Origin of the sequence: Tautonia marina (assembly GCF_009177065.1) — a bacterium.
Classification (GTDB): Bacteria; Planctomycetota; Planctomycetia; order Isosphaerales; family Isosphaeraceae; genus Tautonia; species Tautonia marina.
On the sequence record NZ_WEZF01000013.1, the window covers coordinates 191,782 to 204,525 of the forward strand.

At 66.6% G+C, this 12,744-nt stretch carries 8 protein-coding genes; 1 reads left to right on the top strand and 7 read right to left on the bottom strand.

All coding sequences use genetic code 11. From position 1 onward, the window contains the following. Window positions 1-130: 130 nt before the first annotated feature. From GA615_RS16835 to GA615_RS16860, 6 genes are all read right to left on the bottom strand, one after another. The gene (locus tag GA615_RS16835; protein ID WP_161602388.1) at window positions 131-1,774 is read right to left on the bottom strand and encodes a hypothetical protein; all 1,644 of its coding nucleotides are present in this window, start codon (window positions 1,772-1,774) and stop codon (window positions 131-133) included. A 275-nt stretch (window positions 1,775-2,049) separates the two neighbouring features. After that, window positions 2,050-4,878 carry a hypothetical protein gene (locus GA615_RS16840; protein WP_152052480.1) on the bottom strand — a complete coding sequence of 943 codons (2,829 nt, stop codon included), beginning with the start codon at window positions 4,876-4,878 and terminating at the stop codon, window positions 2,050-2,052. A gap of 10 nt (window positions 4,879-4,888) precedes the next feature. Then, complete coding sequence (locus GA615_RS16845) at window positions 4,889-7,822, bottom strand: hypothetical protein (RefSeq protein WP_152052481.1); 2,934 nt, start codon at window positions 7,820-7,822, stop codon at window positions 4,889-4,891. Continuing rightward, a complete protein-coding gene (locus tag GA615_RS16850) occupies window positions 7,819-8,676 on the bottom strand; it encodes a hypothetical protein (RefSeq protein WP_152052482.1) in 858 nt (285 codons plus the stop codon). Before GA615_RS16850 ends, GA615_RS16845 begins: the two co-directional genes overlap by 4 nt. Window positions 8,677-8,884: 208 nt before the next feature. Beyond that, window positions 8,885-10,048 carry an AAA family ATPase gene (locus tag GA615_RS16855; RefSeq protein ID WP_235905518.1) on the bottom strand — a complete coding sequence of 388 codons (1,164 nt, stop codon included), beginning with the start codon at window positions 10,046-10,048 and terminating at the stop codon, window positions 8,885-8,887. Between the two features lie 21 nt (window positions 10,049-10,069). Then, on the bottom strand, window positions 10,070-10,765 hold the full coding sequence (locus GA615_RS16860; RefSeq protein WP_152052483.1) for a hypothetical protein: 696 nt from the start codon (window positions 10,763-10,765) through the stop codon (window positions 10,070-10,072). A 481-nt stretch (window positions 10,766-11,246) separates the two neighbouring features. Here GA615_RS16860 and GA615_RS16865 point away from each other — a divergent pair, with 481 nt between their 5' ends. Continuing rightward, window positions 11,247-11,567, top strand: a complete 321-nt coding sequence (locus GA615_RS16865; RefSeq protein ID WP_152052484.1) for a four-helix bundle copper-binding protein — start codon at window positions 11,247-11,249, stop codon at window positions 11,565-11,567. 122 nt (window positions 11,568-11,689) lie between these two features. On the opposite strand, the gene GA615_RS16870 is transcribed toward GA615_RS16865, so the two are convergent. Next, the gene (locus tag GA615_RS16870) at window positions 11,690-12,373 is read right to left on the bottom strand and encodes a 3-keto-disaccharide hydrolase (protein ID WP_235905519.1); all 684 of its coding nucleotides are present in this window, start codon (window positions 12,371-12,373) and stop codon (window positions 11,690-11,692) included. Window positions 12,374-12,744: the final 371 nt, after the last annotated feature.

Genomic DNA, 12,744 nt, shown 5'->3' on the forward strand with positions numbered 1-12,744 from the left:
CCACCGGACGATTTGCTCCCTGGGGGGTGGCGCGGCGCCCCCTTTCCTGTCGCCTGGGTGCGCGCAACACAAAGGGCGGCCGAGGCTTGTTCGCCCGACCGCCCTTGGAACCCGACCCGTGGTCAACCGATCAGAAGCCCGGCTGGCAGAAGCAGCAGGAGGAAAGGACCACGTCGGCCTCCTTCCAGACCTCCTCCCACTGAGCGCGAACCTGCTTCGCCTCGTCATTTTTCTCCTGGAATTCGAGCGCCTGCATCAGGCCGAACAGGGCCCAGCCGTTATGAGGGTGCTGGTTGAGGTCGTCCCGGCACACCTGCTCGGCCTCGGCGAAGCGGCCCGACTGGAGCAAGGCCGCGGCCAGGGCGTGCCGAACCGGCTGGATCCAGTCGGGGGGCTCAGAGTAGCGCAAAAGGTCCTGCAAGCGAGCCCCTTCGCGGAGGGCGGCGAACGCCTCATCCTCCTGGCCATCCCGGTAGAGGATCTCGCCTCGCATCAACTGCTCTCCCACGGCCAGCAGGTCGGCGGCGGCGTTGTTGCCGAAGATCGCGTCTTCGGGAACGCTGTCGCGGGCTCGCAGGAAGAGCGCCTGCTCGGCCTTCGCCTCCTCGACCCGATCGAGTGCCGCGAACGAGACGGCCCGAGCGTAATGCCACAGGGCCCGAGCGATCGGGAAGGCGGAATCAGGCTCGGGAGCGGCCAGGATCTCCTCCCAGCGGCCGAAGCGCATCCGAACTTCGAGCGGCATGGCCAGATAGCCGTCGGCGATGCTCGCGTGCTCGATCGCCCAGGCTTCGGGCATCAGGGTCATCATCTCGTCGATGGCGTCGATCGCCACCTGGCTCTTGCCGCGCATCATGGCCGCATAGGCGAGCATGTGATAATTATGAGCGATGTACAGCCCATAAAACCCCGGATCGGGTCGGAAGGCCAGGAACACGCGGTCGGCCTCGATCGCCTTCCGATTCGCCTCCTCGGCCTTCGCCCAGTGGCCGACTCGCACGTCGATATGCGACGGCATATGCACATTATGCGACAGCCCCGGCTGAAGATCGCGGAGCCGGTCGGCCGCCTCGATCGCGCGATCGGGCCGGGTTGACGCCTCAATCGCGTGAATATACAGGTGATTCCCCAGTGGGTGATCGGGGCACAACGCCAGCGATTCCTCAATCAGGGCCACGATCTCCTCGGTCCCCTCCTTCGGCTCCCCTTGCTGGGTGTAGAGATCCCACGGGTGAAGGTTCATGAGGCTTTCCGCCAATAAGGGCCCGAGGTCCGGGTCGTCCGGGTATTGCTCGCGCAAGGCCCGCATGGCCTCGGAATAGGCCCGATCGAGGGGCACGCGGTCTTCGGGAGGATCGAGCACGCAGCGCTCGGCCAGGGCGTCGATCAGGGCTCGCTCAAGGGTGCCGGCGCGGCTCTCCGGCGCCTTGGCCCGCTCGATCGCCTCGAACGCCACCTTGGCCTTCTCGTCATCAACCACCGGCAGGTTGATATGAGGCCCCTGCGCGTACGCCAGGCCCCACCAGGCCATCGCACACGCTGGGTCCAGCTCGGCCGCCTGGCGGAACGATCGCGCGGCCTCTTCCAGATTGAAGGCAAAGAGCAGGTTCAACCCCTGATCAAAATAGCGCTGCGCCTCGGGAGACTCGGTGGTGACCTTCCGGGAATACGCCCCAATCCCCTCGATCAACGGCTCCCGATCCTTCTCCTCGCCTGCCCGCACTTGAGGCAGCGTCGGGGCCAAACTGAACCCGGCCACCAGCAGCGGCAGCATTGCGCTTCGAACCATTCTCCACCCGATTGCGAAAGTCATCGTCCAAGGTTCCTTCTAGGGAGAGGGGGGAACGCACAAAAGGCTTCAAGGACTCTTTTGTGCCGTCACACGTTGATCCATCGCGGCGGCTTGCAACATTCACCGCTCCGGATCGAGATTTCCTCTTGTGTCAGACATCTCAAAAGCACTTCGGAATTGCCAGCAAAAATGCGTCATGCTCTTCCCAAAATGTTGAAATCCATTTGACTCGCCCCGACCTGCCAACCCTTCACGGGTCAGGTCGATGGCCAGGCCACGCGTTCGGCCTGACCCTCGGCAAGGATCACGACCAGCTCTCCCGTCCGGGGGCTCGGCGCGGCGGCCAGCGCGGGCCTGAGGGAAACCGGCGTCGAAGACCGACGAGACACGCGCCCCCCCTCTGCCCGAAACCAGGTCACCGACGCATCGCAAACGCCGGCCACCAGGCCCGAGGGGGTCAGCGCGGCCGCTCGGGCCTCTTCGTCGAGAGGGGATGACCAAGTGGTCGACACAAGACCCTTCAAATCAAACACCGTTTGATACAACCGTCCATGTTCTCCAATGCCGACGAGCTTCAGCACCCGGTGCCCCTGACACCGCATCGAGACTCGCAAAGGGCCAGGCAACGCCCCGTGTACCTTCGACGCAGGGGCCCAGGGAATCGGCAGGTGGTCGATCGGCCCGATCTCGGTCGCCAGCAAGGCCCACGAGTCGGCGGGGCCGAGCTCCAGCAAGGTCGTCGCATCGTCTCCTCCGTCAATCGGAGGCAAAAGCAGGGCCGAGCCGGGGGGGCCGCCCTCACCGTCGGGTCCGGGCTCGGTGTCTCGGGGGATCTCGGTCCAGGGGGTCAACGACGCTCCCCGCAAGAGCAGGTAGCGCCGGCCGTCCCAGAGGCCGACCGACCCGATCGAGTCGGACACCGCCGGCACGAGGAACGGCGGATACTCCGTCGATCGACACGTCTCGGTTCTCCCCTCGATCATCGCGTACGAGCCGTCCGGCCGCTTCGAATACGAGGCGAGCACCGTTCGGCTGGTGCTTCGATCGTGCCAGAGCACGACCAGCAACCTCCCCGAACCGTCGACCGCCAGCGAGGCAACCGGCATCGCGTACCGCCCGACCCGAGCGGTCTGTCCCGTCTCCAGGTCGACTTGCACCACCTCTCCCCTGGCATTGCCGACAAAGGCCAGGCCCACCCCCTCGGCCACGGCGGTACTGGTCAACGGCCCGTCGGCAATCCGGAAGGTTCGGCTCGGCCGGGGCCGTTCGGGAGCGGCGCCGGAGGTCCGGAAACCCCGCGATTGGACGGCGTACTCGGCGTCTCGGATCAGGTCGGCCGACCATTGCCGGGCCGGGCCGAAGACCTTCGAGACGATCCCGGGCACGGCCCCTTCGGCCTCGACCCGCTGCCGGAGCTTGCCGGCCAGGCCCATCACGGCCCGGTCGCGCAAGACGTCTCGCCAGGGGGTCAGCATCTCCTGATCGGCCAGCACGGCCAGTTCGTTGTAAAAGCGAGACGCCTCGGACTCCAGACCGGGGGGAGCGAACAGCGCATCGGCCTCGTCAACCAGCCCCCGGAGCCTCGTTCCGTCTCCCGATTCGGCAATCGCCCTCGCCAGTTCGAGGGCGCAGCCGATCGCGTTCGGCCAGGGTCTCGCCTTCCAGCCGATTTCGAACCGAGCCAGGGCCAGGTCGGGCCGCTCGGCGCGCGATCGGAGCAACATTCCGGCCTTCAGATGGTCCCCTTCCTGCTCGACGATTCGATCGGCCGCCAGAACGTAGGCCGCCAGTGCCTCGTCGGGTTCGCCGAGGCGGGTGAACAGATCCCCCAGCCGCTCGAAGTCCTCGGTCGATCGGTACAGATCGATCGCGCGGTCGAACTCCCCGGCCGCCTCGAAGGCCCGAGCGGCGGCGGCCCGATCTCCCAGCTTTTCCAGATAAATCAAGGCCGCGTCCCGCGCCAGCCCCCCTTGCATCAAGACGCCGGCGGCCAGGCGATCCTCGTGCAGCAGCTTCGCGTAGATGAAGGCGGCCCGCCGGAAGTCTCCCCGACGCTCGGCATCCTGCGCGGCCCGGTGATACTCCCGAATCAACTCCTGTTGAACGTCGATCCCCCCGAACCAGATGCTCGACGAGTCCCCTCGACCTCCCGAGAAGGCGTTGCCGAGGATCTCGGCCAACGAGTACCGCGGCTCTCGATCCGGCAAGTCGGCCGATCCGGCAATCGAGGTCCCGCGATCGGTCCCCTTGCCGATCGGCAAGGCGCGGCGGAGGGCTCGCTCGACGTTCCCCTCGCGGAACTCGCGGAGCAGGTCGCGCAACGCCATCTCCTGCTTGCCAAAGAGCGATTCGCCCAGCCTCGGAGCCATCTGAAGGGCCGTCGCGGCCCACCTCGCCCCCAGGCCGGCCAGGCCTTGCGATCCCAGAGCCCGGCCCAGCCGCATCATCCCCCGCCCTGCCCCCAGCGCCGCCCCTCCGAGCAATCGACGAGCCCCGCCCGTGTCCTCGGGCCTCGGGGCTTCGGTGGCGATCTCGCCTGCTTCGGGATCGATCGGCGATCCGGCGTCGATCCCTCCTGCCCCGTCGATCGGCTCAAACGTCACCTCGACCAGGCGATCGGCCAGGCGAGGCCCCTCGGGAAGGGCTTCCCAGGCCCCGCCCCCCGATCGGTCCACCGTCACCAGGTCGGCCATCCCGAGCGGTCGGGCCGGGTCAAACTCCAGGACGAGCCCTCCCGGCAAAAGCACGAGACCGACGGCTCGGGTCATCCCCTGCAACTCGTCGTCGAGCAACGCCGGGCTCAGCTCGGCATCGACCGGCACGAAGAGCGCTCGGCCTTGCTTCCGCAAGCGGATCCCCCCCGGCACGATCGGCCGGATCTCCCCGAGCGATCCGGCCGTCACCAAGACACCGCCGGCCACCGCGAAGACTCGGGCCGACCCCGGCCGCTCGCGTTCCAGCTCCGCCAGCAAGGTCAGGGCCGCCATCGTCGCGCCACTCCCCGACAGCACCACCGCCTCGGCCGGCGCCATCTTCGGTCGGCGTTTCAGGCGGATCGGCAAGTGAAGGGTCGGAGGCTCGCTCATGGTTGACTCGTCAGGATGATGATGATGGCTTCACGGCAATCGGGCTCGACTGGGCGGCCATGCGGAGGGCCAGGGCCAGGCGATCCTCGGCCCCGGGGGTCGCGGCGGTTCCGGTCAAGCGAACGGAACCGAATCGAGACCCATCGGGCATCCAGGCGGCGAGCGAACCGTGGGAAAAGGCGATCAAGGCAATCAGGGTCCCCGAGGCGTCGGCCAGGACGATCTGCCCAAGCGTGTCGACAACTGCCACCAGACCGAGCCCTCTTGCCGTCTCCGCGAAGCGATTCGGGTCGTACCGGGCCCACGGAGGGAGATGCCCTGGAGTTGTCCTGGAGAGCCTCGACGAGGCCGGGCCGCCGCCTCGGAACAGTTCCTGGAGCACGGTCTCCAGGTCTCCCCTGGCGAACCGCAACCCGAGCCGAGACCCACTCCACCAGATCAAGGCCGCATGAGGAGCCTCCTGGAGCAGCATCCAGTCGCGCCCAAGGCTGACCATCATCCGACTCCTGGGATCCCGGTGCCTTCTTCGCGTCGCCTGGGGCTCGCCGGGCGTTCGCAAGAGCAAGACGGGGGCGACCTCTAGGGCGTAAACCGCGTAAGACGAGTCTTCGAAGCGTATGGCGACATGGCTTCCGTCCAGGGAAAGCGACAGCTCGCCCGGCTCTTTGGGCAGTTGGGCCTCCGGAACGATCGGAACCAGATCCGCCCCGAACTTCCGGAAGATCCACCAGCGGCCGTCGTTCGAGGCGTTCGCTCGGGCGTAAATCGCCAGCGTCTGACCCCGGCAGAGGGCGCGCTCCAGGTGATGATCCTGGAGCAATGGGCGGCCTTCGGACACCGGTCGAAAGCGTCGCCAGGGCGGATCCATGCCTTCGACCGCAATCGTGCCGCTCTCACGCCGCAGGCGAACCGACGGGCCGATCGCCGGGCTGGTGTCGTCGTCGTGCAGGACGACGAGGCGAGGAGGAGCCACGGACAGTTCCTCGATCCGTCGCAGGTCGCGGGCGAGGAACTCCGAGGCGCCGCGGTCCCGCGACGAGAACCGGACTCCCGTCCTCAGGTCGAGATACCAGCACTCGGCCTCGCCCCGGACGATCAGGGCGTGCGACTCTCTCAGGTAGAACCAGGTCCGGATGCGCTCGGTTGAGAGAGAGCTGACGAACACCCGGACCCGTCGGGCCACCAGGTCGTAATGAACGGCCACCGGCCTGCCCGCCTCGCCGATCCGGCCGAGGACGACGAACCCGCCGGCCACGCCGATCATCGCGTCGGCCTCGCGGACCACCTCCCCCCCGGCGAATCCGCGGGGCAGCGACTCATGCAAGGATCGGTTCAGCCGCCAGAGGTGCGGCACGCCCAGCTTGCCGATCGCGGCGAACCACTCTCCCGAGGCGTCGAAGGCAAACAGCGGCTCCTCGCTCCTCGGGGCGTTCGCAACGGCCGGGGAGAGCCGGAACGGAAAGCCGATCGGCTCCACGTCGCCGGCCCAGGAGCCGGGCGGCGGGTTCCTCGGGCCTCGTTTCCTTGGTTCGGGCAGCGACGGGGCCGCGTCGACCGGGTCGGCCCGGAAGCGCGACAGGACGACCGGCCGACCACGACGGACCTCGGCCAGTTGCACCTCTCGCTGATCGTTCACGAGCACGGCAAAGAGCCGGTCCCCCTCGGCAAGGCCCCGGGCGGTGGCCTCAATGGCCGGCTCGTCCAGGGTTCTCGGGTGGGTGAGCAAGACCAGATCGCGCCTCGGGTGACCTCCTTCGTTCACGACGGAGTCGAGCAAAGGCTTCGGATGGGGCGACAGTTCGCTCGCTTCGAGCAAGGTGGCCAGTTTCTCCGGGTCGCATCGCATCGGGTCGATCCGCCTCGTGGGATCGCTCGACACGCCCAGCAGCAACCGCTTCCCTCGGCGATCGGCCAGGCCGGCCAGAGCCACGACCGCCGCGGCCAGGACCGTGCGAACCCCTCCCCAGGTTCGGACTCCCTGGTCGAGCAGCACGACCAGGGTTTCCGACTCCTCCGCGTGCGGTTCCTCGCGCTGATAGTACAGCAGCTCCCGCTCGGCGAAGCGGCGAACGAACTCCTCGGCGTCGATCGCCAGTTGGCTGAGCAAGAGGCGCTCGGGGGCCCCTCGGTTGGCCAGGTCGGCATAGCCTCCGGTCGGCAAGGTTTCGATCGATCGGCGGCGAGGGGGCAAGGCCAGAGCCCCGACCAGGCGGTCAATCAGCAGGGCCGACGCCGAAAGCCTCGGACGCTCCAGCAAGGGCTCCAGCGCCGATCGGTAGGTCCGAGGCCGATCCTGCTCGATCCGATCGGCCAGCCCTTCGGCGTCTTGCTCCGGGCCTCGACCGACGCGCAACCAGTGGCGAATCGCCTCCGGCCGCTGGCGGATCAGGCGATCGAGCACCAGGCGCTCGAACTCGGCCGGGGCCATCGGCGGATCGTCCAGGGGGATGGCGGGGGAGCCTCCTCGCCCCCTGAGCGCGGCCCCGCCCGACCCTTGCAACCCGATGTCGGCGTGCCGATCCCCTCCCATCGAGGCGATCTCGACCACGGCTCCGGCCGTCAACGTCAGGCAAACGGCCTCGATCTCGGGCGGATCGGGCAACGAGGGGACCCCTTCGCAGAGCATCGCGCAGAAGGCTCCGGCGTTGCGGTGCGGGCGGCCGAGCACGCTGAAGGCGCCGGGCAGGTCCATCGGGAAGGGATCGGCGTCGTTGAGGGTCAACGGACCTCGGAGCAGGAGATGCATCAGGTGCAGCAGATGCGCGAAGTGAATCGGGGCGCGTCCCGTTGCGAAACCGTCGAGAAACAGCGACAGCTCTCGGCTGAACACGAACGTCTTGCCGTCGGGAAACTCCAGGGCCTCTCCCGCGACCGACCACCGCAGGCCGCCGAGCCATCTCGCGTACGCTTCCGGAAGTTGCAGGTAGGTGTCGGCCGGGATCATCGCGCCCCCCCCTTCCCTGTTCCTTCCCCAGCGTCCGGGCCGAGCATCCGGGTCTCGATCCCGGCCATCCTCCGAACCGCCCCTCGTGAGACAACCGACAGGCAACGCTCCGGAACGACCTCGACGCTCCCCTCCGGATGAATCAACGCCAGGTCCTCGTCTTGAAGCCCGATGGCCTCGACCAGCATCGGCTCGGGCAACGGCGGTTCGGGCCGGAAACCGATCGGCACGAGCACTCGGACTCCCCAGAATCGGCCGAGGCCGATGATCGGCGGCAACCGATCGCCGATCAGCAGCACCCGATCTCCCGATCGGCTCCCTCGAAGCCCCCGCAATCGGGCCGTCGGCGCCTGATCGACCCAGGGCAAGAGGGCCTCGATCGCCACCATCACCGCCGTCGCCCTCCGCTCGCGGTCGTCTCGAACCAGGCGAAGCCGGGCCGGCTCGACGACCGGCACGGGGGCCGTTCCTCGAATCGCTTCCGGCACCAGAACCCGATCCAGGGGCCAGCCCCAATCCCGGCGCTCGATCCCCTCCGGAGGCCCTTGCCCGAACTCCGGCACGCGACGACCGACCCGATACCAATGCCCCCCTTCCCCGATCCTCGCAAAGACGACCCCCGAAACCGGCAGCAACGCCTCGACCACCTCGTCCCGCTGGGTTCGATCCGGAGGAGGCTCCCAGGCCACCCAGACCCGTTCCTCTTCTCTTTCCCCATCAGCCTGCACCCTCACGTCCGACCGACCGCGCAATCCCGCCAGCGCCGCCAGGTCCGATCGCCCGATCCGGGCCACCCGAACCCCCTCCAGCGGCATCGACTCATCCTGCTGCAACGTGGCGGAAGAACGTTTCATAAGCCGTTCAACGGTGCAAGGTCGTGGTAAGTCTCCATCCCTTCGTTTGAGCCGTTCCCGAGAGCGTATCGAGGACCGCGGCCCCCCTCACCCGGCCCGCGGCCTCCTTCTTCCCCGCAAGCGGGGGCGAGGGGGCTCTCCTCGCTCTCGGAAGCCGCTCGAAGACCGAATCGATCGGGAAGCGTCTTGGCAACGATCAAGCATCTTCTCACCCCAGACGATTGAGCAGCACCGAGGCCCGTTCGATCAGATGGTGCCTTGCGTCGTCATCGGCCACCCAGCTTGCCTGATCGCTCAGCTCGGCCAGGCGATCACGGAGCCGGGCGGCAACGAGCAGGGCCAGGGGTCGCTCCTTCGCGTCGTCGAGCTGCCGGGCGACCTCGTCGAGTTGTCGGGCCAGGTCCTCGCCGTCGACTCGATCGGGAGGCTCGGCCAGAGGATGCCGAGCGGTCTCGGGATCCTCCGAGGCTGCCTGCTCCAGCACCGAGCCGACGAGCGACCGGAGCGGGTCGATCTGCTCCTCACGGTCCCAAACGTAGCGCAGGACCCAGAAATCGGACCTCGTCGCCTTGCTCCGACCACTCAGCAATGCCGAGGCCGCCACCAACTTCAACACCTTCACCGCCCGACGGTCCGACAGCGCCAGCCCCAGATCCCGGATCTTCCAGATCAAATCCGCGTACGAGCCGGAAACTCCCGAGAGATCGACCTCGAAGATCCGGCGCGACAAGCCCCTCAGATCGCCTGACGAAACCCCCGCCACCGACGCTTCGGCCCGCTCCAGCTCCCAGCCGGCCGCCAGCAATCGGGGCATCGCCTCCCGGGGCAAGTGATCCACATGACAGCGAATCAGGAACCGATCGAACAGGGCATTGAGCGCCTCGTCCTCGGCCAGATGGTTCGAGGCCGTGAACAGCGAGAGCAAGGGGAGCCGATGCACCTCGGCCCCGCGTCGGAATCGCCGCTCGTTGAGGACCGTGAGCAGATTGTTCAGAATGGCGCTATTGGCGTTAAACAGCTCGTCGAGAAAGGCGAACTCGGCCTCGGGCAGCATCCCCGCCGTCACCGTCGCCACGGTCCCCTCACGCAATCGGGCCAGGTCGATCGGGCCGAACAGCTCGTTCGGCTCGCTGAATCGGGTGAGCAAGTATTCAAAATAGCGTCCTTGTACCCGTTCGGCGAACCCTCGGATCACGGCCGACTTGGCGGTGCCGGGCGGCCCGAGCAAAAACAGGTGTTCTCCGGAGACGACTGCAAGGGCGATCAGGTCCACCACCTCGTCCCGGCCGACGAACCGCTGCTTCAGGGGCGCGATCACGTCGTTCCTCAGGCGATCGACGACGAGCAAGGCGTGGGGGTCAAGCTCGGCCAAGGGGGCATCCTCCGATCGCTCTCACGACCAATCCCCGAGCGGGGGCGAGGGGCGGGGTCCAGGGTCTGGGTTCGAACCTTGCTCGCGAGCATTGGGCTTCAAGAAGTATGTGCGGGGCGGCCCGATTGCGTCGAGAGCCAAGCCGAGCCAATCCCGTCCCGGAGCCTCGGAAGGGGTCCAGCTCGGTTTCGGTTGAGCGGCCAACCGTTCGGCAAACAGCAGCAAGAGCCCGTCGTGCCCGTCGAAGTCGATCGGAGAGGTCGGTGCTTGCTCCACATCGGACAACGCCCCCGAAAGCGGCCAGCGGCGAAGCACCTCCGATAAGCGTCTCGACAGCACGTCGTCCGGATCCATCGCCCGAGCCCGACGATGCACCGCCGCCAAGTAGCGTAACGTCAGATCGGCCGAAAGGTGCTCCCCGGCCGATCGCGGCGGCGGCGGAAGCCTCAGGGCGTGATCGACAACCTCGGCCGGCTCCCCCCGACTCACCAGGAACCAGCAGGCCGTCTGGGTCCACTCCGCCGCGGCCAGCGCCGACCGCTCGTCGAACTCGAGGGGAGGCCCGGCCAGATCCATCAACATGTCGTCAAACGCCTTCCTCAGACGTGCCGCCGCCTCTGCCCGATCCTCCGCCGAGGGTTCCCCTCGGAGAGCTTCCCGGAACACGACCCGCCCCTCGCTCAGAAGGCGATCGAGAAACCCGGCCAGCGACGCCATCGGTCAATCCATCCCCACGCCATGATTGATCATCGGCTCCCACAATCCAAGCTTCATCGCATCCTCGACGGGAGAAACGGAGCCCCTTTCGTCTGGTGTTCGCCCAAGCGAGTCAGGCCAGGAACTGGGGGCTGGCCCCGAGTCGTCGCGAGGCCCGGCGCCCCTTGACCGGTGGGGCGATTCCATCCCCTGAACCCCGCGATCAGGATGTCTGGTTGCATCGTAGGCGATCCGGAGTCGGTCTTCAATCGCGCGTCCTCGATCACGACGCTGACGCCCTGGCCCTTCCACCGGGCGCCTCATTTGCACCAAAGGGGGATGCGCGGCGCGGACCAACGCGTCCTTCAGTTGAGTACGCGACGGAGCAGACGCCCTCGTTCTATGCCTGCTTCCAGGAAACCCGCGCTGACTACCCACCCGGGGAAATGGCCCCGGAGAACGATCCCCGACCACTCCGGACCAGATCAACAAGGAGAATCCCATGGCCCACGAACAATTCAAGAGTTGCATCGACGCCTGCGTTGCTTGCGCTCAGGAGTGCGAGCACTGCGGAGACGCCTGTATCGGTGACACGAAGATGGCCGAGTGCGTCCGTACCTGCCGCGACTGTGCCGAGCTGTGCTGGACCTGCTCCGGCTTCATGAGTCGCGGGTCGCAACTGGCCGCCGCCGTGTGTCGCGCCTGTGCCGACGCCTGCGACCGCTGCGCCGCCGAATGCTCCAAGCATCAGGCCGACCACTGTCGCCGCTGCGCCGAGGCCTGCCGCCGCTGCGCCGAGGAGTGCCGCAAGGTTGCAGCCTGATCCGATGATCTGCTCATTTCATCAAACCAGAAAAGGCCCATTCCTCGACGTGCGCTCCGCACGCCAGGAACGGGCCATTTCCGAGGAATGCTGATTCCTTCAACCTGATCTTGCTCGCTCCTTTACTGGTCGAGTTTCTTCAGGCGTACATTCTGATACCAGCAATTCTGACCATGATCCTGGAAGCCGAAATATCCTTCCTGGACCAGGTCGGCGATGGCGACGTTCTGGAACTTGTGGTTGGAACCATCGGGCCGCGTGCCAGGCTCAGAGAACTGAGACTGGTCGATCGTGCTGACCTGTTCCCCATTCAGCGCGACGGTGATGATCGGCCCCTTGGCGGTGATCGTCATGTGATTCCATTCACTGGCCGGCTTCTGGGTGTTGGCCTCCGGCTTGACCAGGTCGTAAAACGCCCCCGAGTCGTGAAACCCGGTCCCCTTGGTGTCGTCGATCGCCACTTCCAGGCCCGTCATCACCGGGTCTTTCGGATTGCCGACCCGTAGAAAGATGCCCGAATTGCACCCTGGAGACAGCTTGTAATCGAAGTCGAGCACAAAGTCCTTGACCGGTTCCTTGTACAACACCACGTAAGCACCAACCCCGTGCGGATTCAGGCCGTCGTCTTGCACCGCGGTCGAGGAAATCGGCTCACCTGTCTTGTTGTTGATCCATCCGTCGGCACCAGAACCGTCAAAGATCGTGGTGAGCCCCTCGGTCTTCTCATCCATCGGTGCCGCAACCGCCGCCGCCGTCAAGAGCCCCAGGATCGTGGCGCTGTGGAAGATCCTCATCGGTGTCGTCATTTTGGTGTGCTCGCTCGCGTTGCGTTGAGAAGGGTTCAGAACGACGGGTTCCGGGAACCAACCTCGACCCCACCCAACCGGCATCAATCCTGATTGCTCGGGTCGAGTCGCTCTGTCTGCTGATCGCATCATGACCACGATCCCATCGCCCGGCAAGGCAGGACCCTCCGATCAGGCCTGCCAGAAGCGCGATTCCCATCGAGACACGATCAGGCACGGACAATAAACCCCGACATCTCCAGGAGAAAAGTCGAGAGTTTCCTGGAACCTTCGATCGAAATCGTCTGATGAAATTGCTTGAAGCGTCGACGCGCGCAAACACACACGCCTCGCCTTTCCGCAAGGGGAAGGCGAGGCGTGTGTGGGTTGGG